Here is a 21,295-nt window from a genome sequence, read left to right on the forward strand (position 1 = left end):
CGCCGAAAGGTGCTCGACCTCCCATGCCCGAGCTGGTGTTCTTCTCCGGAACGATGGACTGCGGGAAGTCCACGCTGGCTCTGCAGATAGAGCACAACCGCTCCGCGCGCGGCCTGGCGGGCATGATCTTCACGCGTGACGACCGCGCCGGAGAGGGCAAGCTCTCCTCGCGGCTCGGCCTGGTCACGGACGCGGTGGAGGTCGAGGACGGCCAGGACCTCTACGCCCATCTCGTCGACCACCTCTCGCAGGGCGGCCGCGCGGACTACATCATCGCCGACGAGGCCCAGTTCCTCGCCCCGGAGCAGATCGACCAGCTCGCCCGCGTCGTCGACGACCTGGGCCTGGACGTCTACGCCTTCGGCATCACGACCGACTTCCGCTCCAAGCTCTTCCCCGGCTCCCAGCGGCTGGTCGAACTCGCCGACCGTGTCGAGGTGTTGCAGGTCGAGGCGCTGTGCTGGTGCGGCGCCCGCGCCACCCACAACGCCCGCACGATAGGCGGCGAGATGGTCGTCGAGGGCGCCCAGGTGGTCGTCGGCGACGTCAACCAGGCCGATGCCGTCGGCTACGAGGTCCTGTGCCGCCGTCACCACCGCCGCCGCATGACGGCGGCCACGGCACGAGCGGCGGCCCTGTCCCCGGACGTACTGCCGGTCTCCCCGGCCTGACCCGGGCGCGGTCCGCCCTCGCGATCGGTCAGCTGGGGCTCTGGAGCAGGGAGAACAGCGCCCCCTCCGGGTCCGCCACCGTCGCCACCCGGCCGTGGACGCTGTCCTTGGGCGGCTTGAGGACGTGCCCGCCGAGTGCGGTCACCCGGGCCGCCGCCTCGTCCGCGTCGGCCACCTCGAAGTACGTCATCCAGTGCGGACCCCGGTCCCGGGGGAGGGCGTTCCCGACGCCGTGCAGGCCGGCGACCGGGCGGCCGTCGATGTGCAGGGTGACGTAGTCGAAGTCCGCGGAGACGACCGGTACCTCCTCGTAGCCGAAGACCGTCTCGTAGAACTTGGCCACGCCGGCCGTCTCGTAGGTGACCAGTTCGTTCCACGCGGGCGTGCCGGGCACGCCGGTGAGGGCCGTGCCGCCATGGGCGGCGCCCTGCCAGATCCCGAAGACCGCGCCGGAGGGGTCGGAGCCGATCGCCATCCGGCCCGCCTCGGCCGCGTCCAGCGGGCCCACCCCGACCGTGCCGCCGCACAGCCGTACCGTCTCCGCGGTCAGGTCCACGTCGTCCGAGGCGAGATACGGCGTCCAGGCGATGGGGAGGTGACGGTCCGCGGGCAGCTGGCCCATGCCGGCGACCTCGTAGCCGTCCAGCAGGGCCCGCACGTAGGGGCCGAGCTGATGCGGGCCCGGTTCGAACTCCCAGCCGAACAGCGCACCGTAGAACTCCTCGGTCGCCGCCAGCCCGTGCACCATCAGACTCACCCAGCAGGGCGTACCCGGTCTGTGCCCGGCCCGCGTCCCGTCGTTCGGACCGGCCGACTCCCGTGCCTCCGTCATCGTCACTCTCTCCTCGACCCCTCGCGGTGGCCGTGTCGCGTCCGTTTCCCGGATCCCCGTGCCGATGCTCGCACCACCCGCGGTGCCGCGCGCCGCGGGCGCGCTCGCCACGCCGGGCCCCGTGTCCGGAGCATGCCGGGTGTACGGCTTCCCGCCGGTTCGCGCGCTGTGCCGACCGATGTCGATCCGCTGTACAGCATGTGCCCGAACCCGTACGCCTCGTGATCGGGCCTGCCCGGCGGAGCAGAGTAGCCGGACATGGACGACGCGGCCACCCCGTGCGCGAGGATGGGGGCCATGAACGCCATCATCTCCGCCTCCGAACTCGCGAGCGATCTCAAGGGCGACCACCCGCCGGTCCTGCTCGACGTCCGCTGGCAGCTCAGCCTCGCCCAGGCGCCCTTCGACGGCCGGGCCGAGTACGCGGCCGGGCACATCCCCGGTGCCGTGTACGTCGACCTGGACGCGGAGCTGGCCGCCGCGCCCGACGAGCGCGGCCGGCACCCGCTGCCCGACCTCGACGTCTTCGGCGCCGCCATGCGCCGGGCCGGTGTCTCGGCGGGGACGCCGGTGGTCGTGTACGACGGCGGACTCGGCTGGGCTGCGGCCCGCGCATGGTGGTTGCTGCGCTGGACGGGTCACCCGGACGTGCGGGTCCTCGACGGCGGGTTGCCGACATGGGAGGGCGAACTCCAGACGACCACTCCGGCGCCCGCGGAAGGCGACTTCGAGCCGGTGCCGGGTGAGGCGGGGCTGCTGGACGCCGACGGCGCGGCGGCGCTGGCGCGCTCCGGGGTGCTGTTCGACGCGCGGGCGGGGGAGCGGTACCGGGGCGAGGTGGAGCCGATCGACCGGATCGGCGGGCACATCCCGGGGGCGGTGTCGGCGCCGACGAACGACAACGTCGGTACGGACGGTCGCTTCCTGCCCGCCGAGCGGCTGGCCGAGCGGTTCAAGTCCCTCGGCGCGGGCGGTGGTTCGGACGTCGGCGTGTACTGCGGCTCGGGTGTCTCGGCGGCGCACGAGGTACTCGCCCTGGCGGTGGCGGGGATTCCGGCGGCGCTGTACGTCGGTTCCTGGTCGGAGTGGTCGTCGAATCCGAACCGGCCGGTGGCGGTGGGGCCGGATCCGCAGTAGCCGTTGACGGCTGGCCGCGGTGGGGCCACAAAACCCGGTCGCTTCCGGCGGCCGGGCGCCGTCGGCCCCTGGCGCAGCGGCTCTCGACAGCCGGTCGCGCCGCGGTGAGCCCTGATCTCCGGTCGCCGGCGTGGCCGGCCGGGCTGGTCCTGGCGATCGCCGTGCGGAACCCCGAGAGGCCCGCGCCGGTGGCGGTGCGGGCCTCTTCGCGTGCTGAGTCGGCGTCAACCGCCGTACAGCCGGTTACTCCTGCTTCTTGCGCCGCGTCCCGAACACGATCTCGTCCCAGCTCGGGACCGCGGCCCGGCGGCCGGGGCGGACGCCGTCGGCCTCCGCCTGCCGGTCCGTCGCGCCGATCAGGCGGTCGCGGTGGCTGCCGACGGAGCGGGGCATGAGAACGTCCGCGTAGGCGGAACCGGCCGAGGCCGCGGGGGCCGGCGGCTCCTCCGCCTCGGGCTCGACGGCGGGCGGCTCCTCCTCCGGAGGCGAGGTGTCCGACGGGCGCTCCGGGACCACCAGGTCGCCGCGGAAGCTCGGCACCGCCTCCAACAGGCTGGTCAGAGAGTCCCGTTCGCCCGCCGTGACCTCCTCGGCGGGCTCGGACGCCTGGGCCGGCAGACTCGGCCGGTCCAGGGCACGGTCCAGCGGACGGTCGCGCGGCAGCCGTGCGATGCGCGGGACGAAGGGAAAGCTGGGCTCCGGCGCGGCGAGGTCGTCGGACTCGCCGATCAGCGAGCGCGCCTCCTCGTCGACGGCCTGGACGAGCCGCCGGGGCGGGTCGTACGTCCAGCTCGCCGAGTGCGGTTCACCCGCGACCCGGTAGACCAGCAGGACCTCCCAGGTGCCGTCGTCGCGGCGCCAGGAGTCCCACTGCACGGTGTCCTTCTCCGCGCCGCGCAGCAGCAGCCGCTCCTGCACGGCCTCGCCGAGCTGAGGTCCGGCGTTCTCACCGGGGCGGCGGACGGGTGTCTTCCTGGCCCGCTCGGCCATGAACGCGCGCTCGGCGAGGACCGGGCCCTCGAAGCGCCGTACCCGGTCGACGGGGATGCCTGCGAGCTGGGCGACCTCTTCCGCGGTGGCACCGGCGCGTATACGCGCCTGGATGTCGCGGGGGCGGAGATGGCTTTCGACCTCGATCTCGATCTGTCCGAGGCGGGGCCGGTCACCGCGGACGGCGGCGCGCAGCCGCTCGTCGATCGGCAGCGTGTACTCCGTTGAGTCGGCAGCCTTCAGCACCAGCCGTGTGCCGTCATTGGAGACGGCCACGACACGCAGTTCGGGCATGGGGACCTCCCGGGTGGTGCCTGCCGACGTCACGTGCGTCGCTGCTTCCGCTAGTCGAGTGTGGCCTGCCCGGGTGCAGCCTGCCACAACCTTGCCGAGTTGCCCGGCGTGTCGGGCACGGGCCCTGGATCGCCGTTATGGCACGGTTACCTATTCGCAACGCTAAGTGACCAACTCCGTCACCCTGTGCAACTAGCCCCCTCCCGGCGGTCCTTCAAGCCCCGGACGCCCTGGCGGGAGACCGGACCCAGGGCTCGCAACAGTACTCCATCCGGACCACGTGCGTGGATTGGCGCGCCACCCAACTTCTGGCAACGGACCGGAGTTGACCGCCCGTTGCCCGTTTTCGAGATCTTGAACGTGGCGTACTTCACGTAACCGCCGGAAACGGAACCAATGGCTTCGGCCGTCCTACGCGCCCAACACCCTTCGCAGGTAGTCGTTCTGGAACCGCCGGTCCGGGTCGAGCCGGTCCCGCAGTGCGGTGAACTCGCCGAAGCGGGGGTAGACGCCGGCGAAGTACTCGGCGTCCCGCGTGTGCACCTTGCCCCAGTGCGGGCGTCCCTCGTGCGCGGTGAAGATGCGCTCGGCGGCCGTGAAGTACGCCTGATAGGGCGTGCCCTTGAACATGTGGACGGCGACGTAGGCGCTGTCGCGGCCCGACGCGGTGGACAGGGTGATGTCGTCGGCGGGCGCGGTGCGCACCTCGACCGGGAAGCTGACCCTCAGGTCGGAGCGGTCGAGCATCGCCTTCAGCTCGCGCAGCGTCTCGGTCAGGGCCGCGCGCGGAACGGCGTACTCCATCTCCACGAACCGCACCCGGCGCGGCGATGTGTAGACCTTGTAGGGAATGTCGGTGTACGTGCGCGCGGACAGGGCCTTGCTGGAGACCCGGGCGATCGTCGCGACGGTGGCCGGCACCGCCCGGCCGACCCACTGGGCCGCCTGGAAGACGCCGTTGGAGAGGAACTCGTCCTCGAACCAGCCCGCCATCCGGCCGACCGGCTTCTCGGGACCCGCGCTGCGGTTGTTGCGCTTGGTGTTGGTGCTGCCGGTGTGCGGGAACCAGTAGAACTCGAAGTGCTCGTTCTCGGCCCACAGGGCGTCGAAGTCGGCGAGGACCCGGTCGAAGGGCATCGGTTCCTCGCGCGCCGTGAGCAGGAAGACCGGCTCCACGGCGAAGGTGATCGCCGTGACGATGCCGAGGGCGCCCAGGCCGATCCGGGCGGCCGAGAAGACCTCCGGGTTCTCCTTCTCGGAGCAGGTGAGCACCGATCCGTCGGCGGTGACCAGCTCCAGTCCCTTGATCTGCGCGGCGATGGAGGCCGAGTCGCGTCCCGTGCCGTGGGTGCCGGTGCTGGTGGCGCCGGAGACGGTCTGCTCCATGATGTCGCCCATGTTCGTGAGGGAGAGCCCCTCGCGCGCGAGCGCCATATTGAGTCTCTTGAGCGGGGTGCCGGCCTCCACCGTGACGGTCATGGCATCGCGATCGATCTTGCGGATACCGGTCAACAGTTGAGGGCGGATCAACACACCGTCGGTGGCCGCGATGGACGTGAAGGAGTGCCCGGTACCGACCGGCTTCACGGTCAGCCCGTCCTCCGCGGCCTGCCGCACGGCCGCCACCAGCTCCTCGACGGAGGCGGGCGTGACCTCCCGCGCGGGGCGGGAGGCGACATTGCCGCCCCAGTTACGCCACGTGCCGTTCTTCCCGCTCGCTGTGCTGCTCAACGGTGCCTCCCCGACGCGGAGCCGGCCTGCTGAGCCGGCGGTACCCCAGGAAACCGACCGCGACCGCGACGGCCCCGGACACCGCCGGAACCCCGTACCCGGCCCGCGCGCCGGCCGCGTCGATGACCCAGCCTGCCACGGAGGAGCCGAGCGCGACGCCGACCGCGAGCCCGGTGCTGATCCAGGTCATGCCCTCGGTCGACTGCGCGCGTGGTACGTGCTCTTCGATCAGGGACATCGTCGTGATCATCGTGGGAGCGATGGACAGGCCCGCGACGAAGAGCGCCACGGCCAGAAACGGCAAGTTTCCGACCAGTAGGAGGGGGATCATACTCACGGCCATCGCGCATATGCCCAGCAGCCAGCGACGCTGTGGGGCTCCTGCGAAACGCAGCAGCCCGAACACGATTCCCGCGACGCAGGATCCGGCCGCGTACAGGGCGAGCACGACACTCGCGGCCCCCTTGTGGCCCCGCTCGTCGGCGAAGGCCACGGTCACCACGTCCACCGCTCCGAAGATCGCCCCGGTCGCCACGAACGTGGCGACGAGAACCTGCAGCCCACGCGAGCGCAGCGCCGACCCGCCACCGTGCCTGGCCCGGGGGTGCGGCTCCGGCTCGGTGCTCCGCTGCGCGGTCAGCCAGAAGACGCCGACCGCCAGGAAACAGGCCGCCAGCAGGGGCCCGGCCTCCGGGAACCACGCGGTCGACAGCCCGATGGAGATGATCGGCCCGAGGATGAAGCACATCTCGTCGACCACCGACTCGAACGAGTACGCGGTGTGCAGCAGCGGGGTGCCGCGGTACAGGGTCGCCCACCGGGCCCGGACCATCGCCCCGAGGCTCGGTACGGAGCCGATCCCGGCGGCGCACACGAACAGCACCCAGTCCCGTCCGCCGAACGAGACGGCCAGCAGCAGCCCGGCGGCCGCCGCGAGGGCGACCAGCGTGGCCGGCCGCAGCACCCGCCGCTGCCCGAACTGGTCCACCAGGCGCGATATCTGCGGCCCGATGGCCGCGGCGGCCAGCGCGATGGTGGCCGACAGGGCGCCCGCGAGGCCGTACCGCCCGCTGATCTGCGAGATCATCGTGACGACACCGATGCCCATCATGGACAGCGGCATCCGGCCGAGGAAGCCCGCGGCGGAGAAGCGTCTGGTACCGGGTGCGGCGAACAGGGCGCGGTAGGGACTCGGCACGGCGGGCTCCGGTCGGGCGGAAGGGGAGTGCGGGAGGAGAGGCGGAACGGCGTAAGGCGCGTACACAGCCGATACAGCTTACAAGTCGTACGCCCGTTCGCACCCCTCCCGGCAGATCGGGAACCCGGCCCGACACCCCGCCGTTTCCCGGCTGTCAGTACCGGATGACAGGATTCGACCCATGCGAGACGTGCTCGACGCCACCCCTTACGACGCCCTGCTCCTGCTGTCCTTCGGTGGTCCCGAAGGCCCGGACGACGTGATCCCGTTCCTGGAGAACGTCACCCGCGGCCGGGGCATCCCCAGGGAACGGCTGAAGGAGGTCGGCGAACACTACTTCCTGTTCGGCGGGGTCAGTCCCATCAACGACCAGAACCGTGCGCTGCTGGACGCCCTGCGCAAGGACTTCGCGGACCACGGCCTGGACCTGCCGATCTACTGGGGCAACCGCAACTGGGCCCCGTACCTGACCGACACCCTGCGCGAGATGACCGCCGACGGCCACCGCCGCATCCTGGTCCTGGCCACCAGCGCCTACGCGTCGTACTCGGGCTGCCGCCAGTACCGCGAGAACCTGGCCGACGCCCTGGCCACCCTCGAGGCCGAGGGGCTCGACGAGCTGCCCCGGGTCGACAAGCTGCGCCACTACTTCAACCACGAGGGCTTCGTGCAGCCCATGATCGAGGGCGTCCTCCGCGCGCTGGACGAGCTGCCGCAGGCCGTCCGCGAGGGCTCCCACATCGCGTTCTCGACCCACTCGATCCCCACGGCCTCCGCGGACACCTCCGGCCCGGTCGAGGGCCACGGCGAGGGCGGCGCGTACGTGGCGCAGCATTTGGAGGTGGCGTCCCTGATCGCCGACGCCGTCCGCGAGCGCACCGGCGTCGAGCACCCGTGGAAGCTCGTCTACCAGTCGCGTTCCGGGGCCCCGCACATCCCGTGGCTGGAGCCGGACATCTGCGACCACCTGCAGACCCTGCACGCATCGGGCGCACCGGCCGTCGTCATCGCCCCCATCGGTTTCGTCTCGGACCACATGGAGGTCCTCTACGACCTCGACACGGAGGCCAGGGCCAAGGCCGAGGAACTCGGCCTGCCCATGCGCCGCTCGGCCACGGTCGGCGCCGACCCGCGCTTCGCCGCCGCCGTCCGCGACCTGATCCTGGAGCGCGCGGCCACGGAGCGCGGCGAGCAGCCCACCCCCTGCGCGCTCGGCCGCCTGGGCGCGAGCCACGACCTGTGCCCGGTCGGCTGCTGCCCCGCCCGTGCCCCCAAGCCGGCCGCCGCCGGCGTCGACAGCCCCTACGCGTGAGGAGCCCCGTGAGCGACGCCCTGCACCAGGAACTCCTCGACCTGGCCCGGGAGGCGGCCCGCCGGGCGGGCGACCTCCTGCGGGACGGCCGTCCGGCCGACCTGGCGGTCGCGCGGACCAAGTCGAGCCCGATCGACGTCGTCACCGAGATGGACATCGCGGCGGAGAAGCTGATCACCGACCTGATCTCCGCCCGTCGCCCCGACGACGGCTTCTTCGGCGAGGAGGGCGCCGACACCCCGGGCACCAGCGGCGTGCGCTGGGTGATCGACCCCCTGGACGGCACCGTCAACTACCTCTACGGGCTGCCGACCTGGTCGGTGTCCATCGCCGCCGAACGGGACGGCGAGACGGTCGTCGGGGTCGTGGCGGTCCCCATGCGCGGCGAGACCTTCCACGCGGTGCGCGGCGGCGGCGCGTGGGCCACGGGCGCATGGGCGGGCGAACGCGCCCTGACCTGCCGCCCCGCCCCGCCCCTGGACCAGGCCCTGGTCTCCACCGGCTTCAACTACGTCGCCGAGGTCCGCACCCACCAGGCCGAGGTGGCCGCCCGGCTCATCCCCCTGCTCCGCGACATCCGCCGCGGCGGCTCGGCCGCGGTCGACCTGTGCGACCTGGCGGCGGGCCGCCTGGACGGCTACTACGAGCGTGGCCTGCATGCCTGGGACTACGGCGCGGGGGACCTCATCGCCAGGGAAGCGGGCGCCCTGACCGGTGGACGCCCCGGAGAACGCCCCTCGACCGCCCTGACGGTCGCCGGCACCCCCGGCGTCTTCGAGCCCCTCCAGCGGCTCCTGGAGGACTTCGGCGCCTGGCACGACTGAGGGCCGCAGAGGGCGTAAGCACGCGTACGACCCGCGGAGTGCGCACGCACGCGTACGGTCGCCGAGCGCTTACGCACGCGAAGGGACCCCGGCGCTGGATTCGCCGGGGTCCCTTCGCTCGCTCACGGGCCGGTCGGACGCTATGCGCCGACTTCCACGCCGTGCTCGGCGGCGAGGCGGCGCAGGTCGTCGAGTTCGCCCTGCTCGACCTCGACGAGGAAGTCGTCGCCCTCGTCACGAGCCCGCGTCAGGTCGGACTCGGTCGCCTTTATGCGCTGCAGAAGTCCCGTGGTGAATGCGTCCATGCTGCGCCCCCTCGTCCTGGGTCGGTGGGTCGGTGGCACGGGGGTGTGCCGTTCGGAAGGGGCGATCACGTCTCCATCAGGTGCCCGGCACAGTCCCGCTGGGCGGCGACCGTGCCGAACACCCACGCCCACTCTGCGGAAAGCGGATTGCGCCGTGCCGCATGGTGTTGCGGCACAAGCAGAGCGTGATCGCGGGGTATGAACCGTCCTCCCCCCGGTCCCTTCCACGGAAACCTCAACCGGACGAAAATCTCCCGCATTCCCGTGCCCCACACCTGTCATTCATCCGGGGACAACCCGCGTTCCACCACCGCCCCGCGCACCCCGCCCCCGCCTTACAGCCGACTTACGGGCGAAAAAGGCAGGATGGAGGCACACACCCCGGAAGACCCCTGCCCGTCGTGCGCCGGTTCGGCCTGCGCGGGTGGACACAGGAAGGAAAACGACGTGCGCGTACTCGTCGTCGAGGACGAGCAGCTGCTCGCCGATGCGGTGGCCACCGGACTGCGCCGGGAGGCCATGGCCGTCGACGTCGTGTACGACGGCGCGGCCGCCCTGGAGCGCATCGGCGTCAACGACTACGACGTGGTCGTCCTCGACCGCGACCTCCCGCTGGTGCACGGCGACGACGTCTGCCGCAAGATCGTCGAACTCGGCATGCCCACGCGCGTGCTGATGCTCACGGCGTCCGGCGACGTCAGCGACCGGGTCGAGGGCCTGGAGATCGGCGCCGACGACTACCTCCCCAAGCCCTTCGCCTTCAGCGAGCTGATCGCACGCGTGCGTGCCCTCGGCCGGCGCACCAGCGTCCCCCTGCCGCCGGTCCTGGAGCGCGCAGGCATCAAGCTCGACCCCAACCGCCGCGAGGTCTTCCGGGACGGCAAGGAGGTCCAGCTCGCGCCCAAGGAGTTCGCCGTCCTGGAGGTGCTGATGCGCAGCGAGGGCGCCGTCGTCTCCGCCGAGCAGCTGCTGGAGAAGGCCTGGGACGAGAACACGGACCCGTTCACGAACGTCGTGCGCGTCACGGTGATGACCCTGCGCCGCAAGCTGGGCGAGCCGCCCGTCATCGTCACCGTGCCCGGCTCGGGCTACCGGATCTGATCCCCCATGGCTGCAACACCCACACTCCCCACAACGCCCCCCAAGCCCACATGGGACCCCAGGAAGCCCGAACCGCCGTTCCCCTGGCTGCGCCCGACGATCCGTATACGCCTCACGCTGCTGTACGGCGGCATGTTTCTGATCGCTGGCATCCTGCTGCTGTCGATCATCTATCTGCTGGCGGCACAGGCCCTGCACGAGGGCAACGGCCAGTCCTTCCAGGTGAGCGGCAGCAACATCAACATCAGCAGCACCACCTGCCCCCAGCTCAACTCGGCGAGCTACGACGAGGTCCCGTCGGTGTGGAAGGCGTGCAACGCCGCCCAGCGCCAGCACGCCCTCGACGACCTCCTCAGCCGCTCCCTCCTCGCCCTCCTCGGCCTCGCCGTGATCGCCTTCGCCTTCGGATACGCCATGGCCGGCCGTGTGCTGTCGCCGCTCGGCCGGATCACCCGGACCGCGCGCGCGGTGGCCGGTTCGGACCTGTCGCGGCGGATCGAGCTGGACGGCCCGGACGACGAGCTCAAGGAGCTGGCCGACACCTTCGACGACATGCTGGAGCGGCTGCAGCGCGCCTTCACCGCCCAGCAGCGGTTCGTCGGCAACGCCTCGCACGAGCTGCGCACCCCCCTGGCGATCAACCGCACGCTGCTGGAGGTCCACCTCTCCGACCCGCACGCGCCGGTGGAGCTGCAGCAGCTGGGCAAGACGCTGCTGGCCACCAACGAGCGCAGTGAGCAGCTCGTGGAGGGACTGCTGCTGCTCGCCCGCAGCGACAACCAGATCGTCGAGCGCAAGCCCGTCGACCTCGCCGAGGTGGCCGCCCAGGCGGTCGACCAGGTGCACGCGGAGGCGGAGGCCAAGGGCGTGGTGATCCGCGGGGAGCAGAAGTCGGCCGTCGTCCAGGGCAATGGCGTGCTGCTGGAGCGGATCGCGCTGAACCTGGTGCAGAACGCCGTGCGGTACAACGTCCCCGAGGACGGCTGGGTGGAGGTCACCACCGAGGTCCAGCACGGCCAGGCGGTTCTGGTGGTGTCGAACACCGGGCCGGTGGTACCCGCGTACGAGATCGACAATCTTTTCGAACCCTTCCGGCGGCTGCGCACCGAGCGCACGGGCAGCGACAAGGGCGTGGGCCTCGGCCTCTCCATCGCCCGGTCGGTGGCCCGCGCGCACGGTGGGCACATCTCGGCACAGCCTCGTGAGGGGGGTGGACTGGTGATGCGGGTCGCGCTCCCCATCTGAGACCATGTCGCCGACATACGGGCCTGTTCGCTTTGCGCGGAATTTTCCGACCTGGAAAAGACCGTGGAAGAGGGGGTCCCGTGTGTGATCGATCACAAGGGCGATTTTCCGGCCATCTACTCCCCGTGATCATGGAGGCTGCCGGAAAGCCGGGAAAATCCGGGTTTTCGGGTGTCTTGATCACGGGAAGTACAGGTGGAGACGCCTTTGAAGTGCGGCACAAGGACCGTGTACGGTCCGGTTCGCCATCCAAGCCGATCACTCTTGAGGGGTCCGATTGGGTGTCGATTGAGTAACAGACCTTGATGTGAGGCAAAATCTCCGCCTCGAGGCGGGCACAAGTCCGGCCTCTCACGCGTTACGTGCGCTGGAGACACCCGCAGACACCCAGAGGGGGAGAGCGAAATGGCAACGGATTACGACACCCCACGCAAGACCGACGACGACGTGGACTCCGACAGCCTTGAAGAGCTGAAGGCCAGGAGGAACGACAAGTCGACCTCGGCGGTCGACGTCGACGAGTTCGAGGCCGCAGAGGGCCTCGAACTGCCCGGAGCCGACCTCTCCAACGAGGAGCTGGCCGTCCGGGTGCTGCCCAAGCAGCAGGACGAGTTCACATGCATGAGCTGCTTCCTGGTGCACCACCGCAGCCAGCTGGCCCGGGAGAAGAACGGTCAGCCGATCTGCCGCGACTGCGACTGAGGCCGGGTCGGCCGTGACTGGCTCGACCCCACCTCGGAAGCGCCGCTTCCTCCTGCCGGGAGCGGACAAGGGACCGATGGAGGGTCCCCACGCGCGTGACGACGAGCGGGGCTCATCCGGTACGACACCCGGGAACACCGGGATCGCCGGATCTGCCTCGCTCGCATCGGCCGACCGGGCTGACCTCCCGGAGCCGTACCAGAACGAGCCCGCGCCCGTCGCACGGACGGGAGTCCCCCCGGCCCAGCGCAGCCGTGGCCGGGGGAAGGCCGCGGCCTTGCGTGACATGGCGCGCGAAGGCGTCCGCAAGAGCGGCAGCCGGGCCCGGGCGGGCCTGGCGTACCTCGCCGACCGGATCATCGACAACGCCCCGCGGATCCCCGTACGCGACCTCGCGACGCTCCGCAGGCAGTTCCCGGGGCTGGGACCCGAGCAGCTCGCCGACAAGCTCGTCGCGGGCGCGGCGAGCGCCACCGCGACGGTGGGAGCGGGCGTCGGAGCCGCCGCCATGCTGCCGGTGCCACCCGCCATGCCGACCGAACTGGCCGCCGAGATCACCGGCGTGGCCGCGATCGAGCTGAAGCTGATCGCCGAACTCCACGAGGTCTACGGCGTACGCCCGCCCGGCAACCTCAAGGAGCGCACCACCGCCTACCTGAACTCCTGGTCGGGGGAGCGCGGGGTCGACGTGATGAAGCCGTCGAGCTTCGGCGGCGCGGTCAACACCCGCATGAAGCAGCAGATGCGCCAGCAGATCATGAAGCGTGTGGTGCGCGACCTGCCCAACCTGATGCCCTTCATGGTCGGCGCCGCCGTGGGCGCGGTCATGAACCGCAGGGACACCAGAAGGCTCGCCGAGCGCATCCGCAAGGACCTGCGCACCATCCAGGTGCCCTGGGACGCGCTGCCCGAGCAACCGCCCCTGGAGGCGCCGAGGCACCCGCTGGAGCTGGAGGACGGCGCTCTGGGCTAGCGCCCCGCCGGCTGCCTCACAGGCCCTGTGCGGCCGCTTCCCGGGCCGTCTTGATGGCCTCGGCGAGCCGCTCGGGCTCCCGCGTCGACAGGTACAGGTAGGGCGTCGGGTCCTCGGGGTCCGTGACCTCCACCTTCAGCGCCCGCGGGATGTACGCGCGCAGCAGCAGGAACGCGCGCGTGTCCGCCTTGTAGGTGCGCCAGGCCCGCGCCTCCTCCGGCTCCAGCATCTCCGCCTCGCCCAGCGCCGTGACCGGGACCTTCGCCTCGCCCGCGATGAGCGAGCCGCCCACCACACGGATGCGGACCGACCCGTAGGAGCTCGCCACGACCGCCGCGGCCGCCGTACCGCCGACCAGGCCGCCGAGCAGGGGCAGCGTGCCGAAGGGCAGCAGGATCAGGGCGAAGGAGACACCGATCAGGAACGAGACGACCCACCAGGAGCGGGGGGCGGTGAGGCGTTCTTCGTAAGGGGCGGTGGAGAGCTGCATGGAGCCAAGCTTGGCACGGTGTCCGGATATGGCCGACGCGCGGGTAAGGTCTGCGGCTGTGAGTGGTACTTCCGCAGCTCTCCAGCCTCCCGCCGACGCGGTCCGACCCGTACGGCACCCCGATGCTCCCGCCCCCGGCGAGCTCCTCGGCGCGCACTACGGACAGTGTTTCGGGTGCGGCGGCGAGCAGCCCCACGGCCTCCACCTGGAGGCCCGGGCCGGCGAAGGCGTCACGATCACCGCCGAGTTCACCGTGCAGCCCGCTCACCAGGGCGCCCCCGGCCTCGCGCACGGCGGGGTGCTCGCGACCGCGCTGGACGAGACGCTCGGCTCCCTGAACTGGCTGCTGCGGACCATCGCCGTGACGGGCCGGCTGGAGACGGACTTCGTGCGGCCGGTGCCGGTCGGCACCACCCTGCACCTGACGGCGGAGGTCACGGCGGTGGCGGGCCGCAAGATCTACTCGACCGCCGTCGGGCGGCTGGACGGCCCCGAGGGCCCGGTCGCGGTCCGCGCCGACGCCCTCTTCATCGAGGTCAAGGTCGATCACTTCATCGACAACGGCCGTCCCGAGGAGATCCAGGCCGCCATGAGCGACCCCGATCAGCAAAGGCGTGCCCGCGCCTTCGAGGTGAACCCGTGAGCCGTGACCCCGTGAACGTGCTGATCCGGCGCGTCGATGCGGACGTACCGCTTCCGTCGTATGCGCACCCCGGCGACGCGGGAGCCGATCTGCGCACCACCGAGGCGTGCGAACTGGCGCCCGGCGAGCGGACCGTGCTGCCCACCGGGGTGTCGATCGCCCTCCCGGAGGGGTACGCGGCCTTCGTGCACCCCCGATCCGGTCTCGCCGCCCGCTGCGGTGTCGCTCTCGTGAATGCCCCGGGGACGGTTGATGCCGGGTACCGTGGGGAGATCAAGGTGATCGTGGTGAACCTCGACCCGCGCGAGAGCGTACGGTTCGAGCGCTTCGACCGGATCGCCCAACTGGTCGTCCAGCAGGTCGAGAAGGTCCGCTTCCAGGAGGTGGCGGAGCTTCCCGGCTCGGCGCGGGCCGAAGGGGGCTTCGGGTCCACCGGAGGACATGCGGCGGTGACCGGTGAGAACAGCACAAGCGGTCAGGCCGCCGTGGGCGGCACTACGGGTGGGAATCGATACGCTTCGGTCGTATCCGACCGGGAAGGACAGTGACGTGTTCGGACGTCGCAAGAAGAAGGGTGCCGCCGACGACGCGGCCGGCGAGGCCGAGCAGGTCGTCGACAGTGTCGACACTGAGGCGGACGACGTGGCGGAGGAGGCCGAGCGCGAGCGCGTGCGGCTGGAGCCCGAGCCGCGGCCCGACGGACCCTGGGACAGCACCGAGGTGCGCGACCCCGCCGAGGGCCGCGTGGACCTGGGCGGACTCTTCGTGCCCGGTGTCGACGGCATGGAGCTGCGCGTAGAGGTGGCAGGGGACGCGATCGTCGCCGCGACCGTGGTGCTGCGCGACAGCGCCATCCAGCTGCAGGCCTTCGCCGCCCCCAAGCGCGAGGGCATCTGGGGCGAGGTGCGCGAGGAGATCGGCACCGGCATCACCCAGCAGGGTGGCATCGTCGACGAGGTCGAGGGCCCCCTCGGGTGGGAACTGCGCGCCCAGGTGCCGGTGCAGCTGCCGGACGGCACGGGCGGCTTCCAGGTCGTCCGGTTCGTCGGCGTGGACGGTCCCCGCTGGTTCCTCCGGGGCGTGATCTCGGGCCAGGGCGCGGTGCAGCCGCAGGCGGCCGGGCTGCTCGAGCAGATCTTCCGGGACACGGTCGTCGTCCGCGGCGAGGGTCCGATGGCGCCGCGCGACCCGATCGTCCTGAAGCTGCCGAACGACGCGCAGATGGTCCCCGAGGGTGTCCAGCAGGAGGAGTCCTCGCGCTTCTCCGGCGGCATGGGCCAGCTGCAGCGCGGTCCGGAGATCACCGAGGTCCGCTAGCCGACGAGAGTTTCCTGGGAGCCGCACCCCGAGGGGTGCGGCTCTTTCATATGCGTGACCTCTTGACGCTCCCTTGGTCTGTACCTACCGTCTCGATCCAACGCGCTTGTTCATAAAGGCGCTTGGCGTTCACATACGAGAAAGGGAGCCCTCACCCTATGCGCAGAACCGCTCTCCTCGCATCCGTCTCCGCCCTTGTCGTGGGCATGATTACCTGGCCCGCCGCCCGTCCCGCCGAGGCCGCCCCCACCGCCTTCGTCCACCCCGGCGTCACCGTCTCCGCCGCCCAGCTGGACTTAGCCCGCGGCAAGGTGAACTCCGGCGCCCAGCCCTGGAAGGGCGCCTTCGACCAGATGATGGCGAGCAAGTACGCCGACCTGAACCGGACGCCGAAACCGCGGGCCACGGTCGAGTGCGGCTCCTACTCCAACCCCGACCACGGGTGCACGGACGAACGCCAGGACGCGATCGCGGCCTACACCGACGCCCTCGCCTGGTACATCACCCGCGACGACCGGTACGCCAAGAAGTCGATCCAGCTCATGGACGCCTGGTCCGCCGTGATCAAGGAGCACACCAACAGCAACGCGCCCCTGCAGACCGGCTGGGCCGGCTCCTCCTGGCCGAAGGCCGCCGAGATCATCAAGTACACCTACACCGGGGGCTGGGCGAACTCCGGCCGCTTCGCGACCATGCTCCGCGACGTCTACCTCCCCGAGGTGATCAACGGCTCGAACTCCAACGGCAACTGGGAGCTGTCGATGATGGAGGCCGCCGTCGGCATCTCGGTCTTCCTGGAGGACAAGACGTCGTACGACAAGGCCATGGCGAAGTTCCGCACCCGCACCGCCGCCTACGTCTACCTCTCCTCCGACGGCGACCTGCCCAAGACGGTCCCCAGCCAGAACCTCGACACCAAGGCGAAGATCGTCAACTACTGGCAGGGCCAGTCCACCTTCGTCACCGGCCTCACCCAGGAGACCTGCCGCGACTTCACCCACACCGGGTACGGCATCTCCGCGATCTCGCACATCGCCGAGACCAGCCGCATCCAGGGCCAGGACCTCTACGGCACCGACGTCGGCGAACGGCTGCGCCAGGCCCTCGGCTTCCAGTCCACGTACCAGCTCGGCGCGGCCGTCCCCAGCCGGCTGTGCGGCGGATCGCTGAACCTCGGCCTCGGCCCCGTCACGGAGGTCGGCTACAACGCCCTCCACAACCGGCTGGGCATCGCCATGACGAACACCCAGACGCTGACCCAGCAGCAGCGCCCGGCCGGCAGCAACAACCTCTTCCTCGCCTGGGAGACCCTCACCCACGGCGACAACCCCGCCTGAACCCGTTGATCGGCCGGGCGCCGGCGGCGATACTGGCGCCCGGCCGACGGGGGAGAAGACATGGGCAGCCAGGTGGTCACCGAGACCATGGTGCGCGTCGAGAACGTCCACAAGACCTACGGGCGCGGAGCCGCCGCCGTCCACGCGCTGCGCGGCGTCTGCCTAGACATCCCGCGCGGCGAGCTCGTCGCCCTCAAGGGCCGCTCGGGCTCGGGCAAGACCACGCTCCTCAACATCGTCGGCGGCCTCGACGCACCCGACGAGGGCAGGATCGTCGTCGACGGCCTGGACCTGGCGCAGCTCGGCGAGGACGGCCTGCTGGCTCTGCGCCGGGACCGCATCGGCTTCGTCTTCCAGTCCTTCGGGCTCATCCCCATCCTCACCGCCGCCGAGAACGTCGGCGTCCCCCTGCGGCTGCGTCGCGCCGAGGTCCGCGAGCGCGAGGAGCGGGTCGAACTGCTCCTCGCCCTGGTGGGCCTCGCCGACCACGCCGGGCAGCGGCCCGGCGAGCTCTCCGGCGGCCAGCAGCAGCGGGTCGCCATCGCCCGCGCCCTCGCCAACAGCCCCGCGCTGCTCATCGCCGACGAGCCCACCGGCCAGTTGGACGCCGAGACCGGGCACGCCGTCATGCAGCTGCTGCGCGCCGTCGTCCACAGCGAGAACGTCACCGCGCTGGTCGCCACGCACGACGCGACCCTGCTCGACCTCGCCGACCGGGTGCTGGAGCTGAGCGACGGCGAGATCGTCGAGCACTGAGGCGCCGCGCGTCAGAGTCGCGTCAAAGACGGCCTCCTGGCCGGTCACGGGACGATATGCCGCGATTGTTGGCCGTAAGGTCGACGCTGCGTGGGCGACAGTGACCGGAAGACAATGAGGCCATGGGACGCGGCAAGCTTCGGATCTACCTCGGTGCGGCACCGGGCGTAGGCAAGACGTACGCCATGCTCGCCGAGGCGCACCGGCGCGTCGAACGCGGCACCGACTGCGCGGTGGCCTTCGTCGAACACCACGGCCGGCCGCGCACCGAGGTGCTGCTGCACGGCCTGGAGCAGGTCGAGCGCCGCGCCCTGGAGCACCGCGGGGCCCTCTTCACCGAGATGGACGTCGACGCCGTACTGCGCCGCGCACCCGCCGTGGCCCTGGTCGACGAACTCGCCCACACCAACGTCCCCGGCTCCCGCAACGCCAAGCGCTGGCAGGACGTGGAGGAACTCCTCGCGGCCGGCATCGACGTCGTCTCGACCGTCAACATCCAGCACCTGGAGTCACTCGGCGACGTCGTCGAGTCCATCACCGGGGTACGGCAGCGGGAGACCGTGCCGGACGAGGTGGTGCGCAGGGCCGACCAGATCGAGCTGGTCGACATGTCACCGGAGGCCCTGCGCCGCCGTATGGCGCACGGCAACATCTACACCCCCGACAAGGTCGACGCGGCCCTGTCCAACTACTTCCGCCCCGGCAACCTCACCGCCCTGCGCGAACTGGCGCTGCTGTGGGTGGCCGACCGGGTCGACGAGTACCTCCAGCGCTACCGCAGCGAGCACCGGGTGTCGAAGATCTGGGGTTCGCGGGAGCGGATCGTGGTCGGGCTGACCGGCGGCCCGGAGGGACGCACGCTGATCCGCAGGGCCGCACGGCTGGCCGAGAAGGGCGCGGGCGGCGAGGTGCTGGCGGTCTACATAGCCAGCAGCGACGGCCTGACGTCCGCCTCGCCCGACGAACTGGCCGTGCAGCGCACCCTCGTCGAGGACCTGGGCGGCACCTTCCACCACGTCGTGGGCGACGACATCCCGGCCGCCCTGCTCGCCTTCGCCCGCGGGGTCAACGCCACCCAGATCGTGCTCGGCGTCTCGCGCCGCAAGAGCTGGCAGTACGTGCTCGGGCCCGGCGTCGGCGCCACCGTGGCCCGGGACTCCGGCACCGACCTCGACGTCCACCTCATCACGCACGACGAGGCCGGCAAGGGGCGCGGGCTGCCCGTGGCACGCGGCGCCCGGCTGGGGCGGTCCCGGATCATCTGGGGCTGGGTGGTCGGGATGGCCGGCCCCGCGATCATGGCCGTGCTGCTCTCCACCGTCCACCTCGGCCTCGCCAACGACATGCTGCTGTTCCTGTCGGTGACGGTCGCGGCGGCGCTGCTCGGCGGTCTGCTGCCCGCGCTGGCCTCGGCGGCGGTGGGCTCGCTGCTGCTGAACTACTTCTACACACCGCCCCTGCACCGCTGGACCATCGCCGACCCGAAGAACATCGTCGCCATCGTCATCTTCGTGGCCGTCGGGGCCTCCGTCGCCTCGGTCGTCGACCTCGCCGCCCGCCGCACCCACCAGGCGGCCCGGCTGCGCGCCGAGTCGGAGATCCTGTCCTTCCTCGCGGGCAACGTGCTGCGCGGCGAGACCGGCCTTGAGGAACTGCTGGAGCGGGTGCGCGAGACCTTCGGGATGGACTCGGCGGCCCTGCTGGAACGTTCCGGCGACCACGACCCCTGGACCTGTGCGGGCCGGGCCGGCACCGGACCGCCGGTCGGGCGGCCGGAGGAGGCCGACGTGGACGTGGCGGTCGGCGACCACATGGCGCTGGCCCTGACCGGCCGGGTGCTGCCCGCCGAGGACCGCCGGGTCCTGGCCGCGTTCGCCGCGCAGGCCGCCGTCGTGCTGGACCGCCGGCGCCTGCGGGAGGAGGCCGACCGGGCCCGCGCGCTGGCCGAGGGCAACCGGATCCGCACGGCCCTGCTCGCCGCCGTCAGCCATGACCTGCGCACCCCGCTCGCCGGCATCAAGGCCGCCGTGTCGTCCCTGCGCTCGGACGACGTGGCCTGGTCCGAGGAGGACCGGGCGGAACTGCTGGAGGGCATCGAGGAGGGCTCCGACCGCCTCGACCACCTCGTCGGCAACCTCCTCGACATGTCCCGCCTGCAGACCGGCACGGTCACCCCGCTGATCCGCGAGGTAGACCTCGACGAGGTGGTGCCGATGGCGCTGGTCGGGGTGGACGAGGACAGCGTCCGGCTGGACGTCCCCGAGACCCTCCCCATGGTCGCCGTCGACGCCGGGCTCCTGGAGCGGTCGATGGCCAACCTGGTGGAGAACGCCGTCAAGTACAGCCCGCCGGGCAAGCCGGTGCTGGTCGCCGCGAGCGCTCTCGCCGACCGGGTCGAGGTCCGGGTCGTCGACCGCGGCCCCGGCGTCCCCGACGAGGCGAAGGAACGCATCTTCGCGCCCTTCCAGCGCTACGGCGACGCCCCGCGCGGCGCCGGCGTGGGCCTCGGCCTCGCGGTCGCCCGCGGCTTCGCCGAGGCCATGGGCGGCACCCTCGAAGCCGAGGACACCCCCGGCGGCGGACTCACCATGGTCCTCACCCTGCGTGCGCAGGCACCGCACGCGACGGAAGCCGTACTGTCGCCGAAGGAACAGCCGGAAAGGCAGGCCACATGACCCGGGTGCTCGTGATCGACGACGAGCCGCAGATCGTGCGCGCCCTCGTGATCAACCTCAAAGCGCGCAAGTACGAGGTCGACGCGGCGCACGACGGCGCCACCGCCCTCCGGCTGGCCGCCGCCCGCCACCCCGACGTGGTCGTCCTGGACCTCGGCCTGCCCGACATGGACGGCGTCGACGTCATCCGCGGCCTGCGCGGCTGGACCCGGGTGCCGATCCTGGTGCTCTCCGCCCGGCACACCTCCGACGAGAAGGTGGAGGCCCTCGACGCGGGCGCCGACGACTACGTCACCAAGCCCTTCGGCATGGACGAGCTCCTTGCCCGGCTGCGCGCCGCCGTCCGCCGCGCCGAGCCCGTCGGGGCCGGCGAGGACGAGGTGACGACCGTGGAGACCGAGGAGTTCACCGTCGACCTGGCCGCGAAGAAGGTCAACCGCGGGGGCAGGGACGTCCGGCTGACACCCACCGAATGGCATCTGCTGGAGGTGCTGGTGCGCAACACGGGCCGGCTGGTGGGCCAGCGGCAGCTGTTGCAGGAGGTGTGGGGGCCGTCGTACGGGACGGAGACCAACTACCTGCGGGTGTACATGGCGCAGCTCCGCCGGAAGCTGGAGTCTGATCCATCACATCCCCGGCATTTCATCACCGAACCGGGCATGGGGTACCGGTTCGAGAAGTAGCTGCTGCGGGCCCGGGAGCGGCGGTGAGCGGGCCGGTTCGGCGCGGTGCCCCGCGGGTACGAAGGTGGCAGTGCACCCC

General features: G+C 71.5%; 21 protein-coding genes. 15 read left to right on the top strand and 6 right to left on the bottom strand.

Going from position 1 to position 21,295, the window contains the following annotated elements:
- The first annotated feature begins 23 nt into the window (after positions 1 to 23).
- Complete coding sequence (locus tag LN251_RS23360; RefSeq protein WP_458246085.1) at positions 24 to 671, top strand: thymidine kinase; 648 nt, start codon at positions 24 to 26, stop codon at positions 669 to 671.
- A gap of 28 nt (positions 672 to 699) precedes the next feature.
- On the opposite strand, the gene LN251_RS23365 is transcribed toward LN251_RS23360, so the two are convergent.
- Complete coding sequence (locus LN251_RS23365) at positions 700 to 1,503, bottom strand: VOC family protein (protein WP_458246086.1); 804 nt, start codon at positions 1,501 to 1,503, stop codon at positions 700 to 702.
- 297 nt (positions 1,504 to 1,800) lie between these two features.
- Here LN251_RS23365 and LN251_RS23370 point away from each other — a divergent pair, with 297 nt between their 5' ends.
- Positions 1,801 to 2,640 carry a sulfurtransferase gene (locus LN251_RS23370; protein WP_458246087.1) on the top strand — a complete coding sequence of 280 codons (840 nt, stop codon included), beginning with the start codon at positions 1,801 to 1,803 and terminating at the stop codon, positions 2,638 to 2,640.
- Positions 2,641 to 2,883: 243 nt separating this feature from the next.
- Here LN251_RS23370 and sepH read toward each other — a convergent pair whose 3' ends face one another.
- The 3 genes from sepH to LN251_RS23385 all read right to left on the bottom strand — a co-directional run bounded on the left by sepH (position 2,884) and on the right by LN251_RS23385 (position 6,853).
- Positions 2,884 to 3,924 (bottom strand): septation protein SepH, encoded by a 1,041-nt coding sequence (sepH, locus tag LN251_RS23375; protein ID WP_458246088.1) that lies wholly within the window; start codon positions 3,922 to 3,924, stop codon positions 2,884 to 2,886.
- Between the two features lie 411 nt (positions 3,925 to 4,335).
- A complete protein-coding gene (locus LN251_RS23380; protein ID WP_458246089.1) occupies positions 4,336 to 5,655 on the bottom strand; it encodes a D-arabinono-1,4-lactone oxidase in 1,320 nt (439 codons plus the stop codon).
- Positions 5,615 to 6,853, bottom strand: a complete 1,239-nt coding sequence (locus LN251_RS23385) for an MFS transporter (protein WP_458246090.1) — start codon at positions 6,851 to 6,853, stop codon at positions 5,615 to 5,617. The genes LN251_RS23380 and LN251_RS23385 overlap by 41 nt, the downstream gene beginning before the upstream one ends.
- Before the next feature lie 181 nt (positions 6,854 to 7,034).
- Here LN251_RS23385 and LN251_RS23390 point away from each other — a divergent pair, with 181 nt between their 5' ends.
- Complete coding sequence (locus LN251_RS23390) at positions 7,035 to 8,165, top strand: ferrochelatase (RefSeq protein ID WP_458246091.1); 1,131 nt, start codon at positions 7,035 to 7,037, stop codon at positions 8,163 to 8,165.
- Between the two features lie 8 nt (positions 8,166 to 8,173).
- Positions 8,174 to 8,989: an inositol monophosphatase family protein gene (locus LN251_RS23395; protein ID WP_458246092.1), complete on the top strand. Its 816-nt coding sequence runs from the start codon at positions 8,174 to 8,176 to the stop codon at positions 8,987 to 8,989.
- Positions 8,990 to 9,129: 140 nt separating this feature from the next.
- Here the strand turns inward: LN251_RS23395 and LN251_RS23400 are convergent, their stop codons facing one another.
- Positions 9,130 to 9,294 (bottom strand): hypothetical protein, encoded by a 165-nt coding sequence (locus tag LN251_RS23400; protein ID WP_174267099.1) that lies wholly within the window; start codon positions 9,292 to 9,294, stop codon positions 9,130 to 9,132.
- 447 nt (positions 9,295 to 9,741) lie between these two features.
- Between LN251_RS23400 and LN251_RS23405 the strand changes: the two genes are divergently transcribed.
- The 4 genes from LN251_RS23405 to LN251_RS23420 all read left to right on the top strand — a co-directional run bounded on the left by LN251_RS23405 (position 9,742) and on the right by LN251_RS23420 (position 13,315).
- Complete coding sequence (locus tag LN251_RS23405; protein ID WP_003993508.1) at positions 9,742 to 10,395, top strand: response regulator transcription factor; 654 nt, start codon at positions 9,742 to 9,744, stop codon at positions 10,393 to 10,395.
- Between the two features lie 6 nt (positions 10,396 to 10,401).
- Positions 10,402 to 11,640, top strand: coding sequence for a sensor histidine kinase (locus LN251_RS23410; RefSeq protein ID WP_458246093.1), 1,239 nt, complete (start codon positions 10,402 to 10,404; stop codon positions 11,638 to 11,640).
- Positions 11,641 to 12,045: 405 nt separating this feature from the next.
- Entirely contained in the window at positions 12,046 to 12,342 is a 297-nt protein-coding gene (locus tag LN251_RS23415) for a DUF4193 domain-containing protein (RefSeq protein WP_005481602.1), read from the top strand.
- Positions 12,343 to 12,355: 13 nt separating this feature from the next.
- A complete protein-coding gene (locus LN251_RS23420; protein ID WP_458246094.1) occupies positions 12,356 to 13,315 on the top strand; it encodes a hypothetical protein in 960 nt (319 codons plus the stop codon).
- Between the two features lie 16 nt (positions 13,316 to 13,331).
- Here the strand turns inward: LN251_RS23420 and LN251_RS23425 are convergent, their stop codons facing one another.
- Positions 13,332 to 13,805 carry a DUF3093 domain-containing protein gene (locus LN251_RS23425; RefSeq protein ID WP_458246095.1) on the bottom strand — a complete coding sequence of 158 codons (474 nt, stop codon included), beginning with the start codon at positions 13,803 to 13,805 and terminating at the stop codon, positions 13,332 to 13,334.
- Positions 13,806 to 13,863: 58 nt separating this feature from the next.
- Between LN251_RS23425 and LN251_RS23430 the strand changes: the two genes are divergently transcribed.
- From LN251_RS23430 to LN251_RS23460, 7 genes are all read left to right on the top strand, one after another.
- The gene (locus LN251_RS23430; protein WP_058922500.1) at positions 13,864 to 14,448 is read left to right on the top strand and encodes a PaaI family thioesterase; all 585 of its coding nucleotides are present in this window, start codon (positions 13,864 to 13,866) and stop codon (positions 14,446 to 14,448) included.
- Positions 14,445 to 14,996, top strand: a complete 552-nt coding sequence (gene dut / locus LN251_RS23435; protein WP_458246096.1) for a dUTP diphosphatase — start codon at positions 14,445 to 14,447, stop codon at positions 14,994 to 14,996. Before LN251_RS23430 ends, dut begins: the two co-directional genes overlap by 4 nt.
- 1 nt (position 14,997) lies before the next feature.
- On the top strand, positions 14,998 to 15,765 hold the full coding sequence (locus LN251_RS23440) for a DUF3710 domain-containing protein (protein ID WP_058922498.1): 768 nt from the start codon (positions 14,998 to 15,000) through the stop codon (positions 15,763 to 15,765).
- A gap of 158 nt (positions 15,766 to 15,923) precedes the next feature.
- Entirely contained in the window at positions 15,924 to 17,102 is a 1,179-nt protein-coding gene (locus LN251_RS23445) for an alginate lyase family protein (RefSeq protein ID WP_458246097.1), read from the top strand.
- A gap of 60 nt (positions 17,103 to 17,162) precedes the next feature.
- A complete protein-coding gene (locus LN251_RS23450) occupies positions 17,163 to 17,858 on the top strand; it encodes an ABC transporter ATP-binding protein (RefSeq protein ID WP_458246098.1) in 696 nt (231 codons plus the stop codon).
- A 122-nt stretch (positions 17,859 to 17,980) separates the two neighbouring features.
- A complete protein-coding gene (locus tag LN251_RS23455; RefSeq protein WP_458246099.1) occupies positions 17,981 to 20,533 on the top strand; it encodes an ATP-binding protein in 2,553 nt (850 codons plus the stop codon).
- A complete protein-coding gene (locus LN251_RS23460; protein ID WP_458246100.1) occupies positions 20,530 to 21,216 on the top strand; it encodes a response regulator in 687 nt (228 codons plus the stop codon). Before LN251_RS23455 ends, LN251_RS23460 begins: the two co-directional genes overlap by 4 nt.
- The last annotated feature ends 79 nt before the right edge of the window (positions 21,217 to 21,295 follow it).

It is taken from the genome of Streptomyces sp. MAI_2237 (assembly GCF_054189285.1).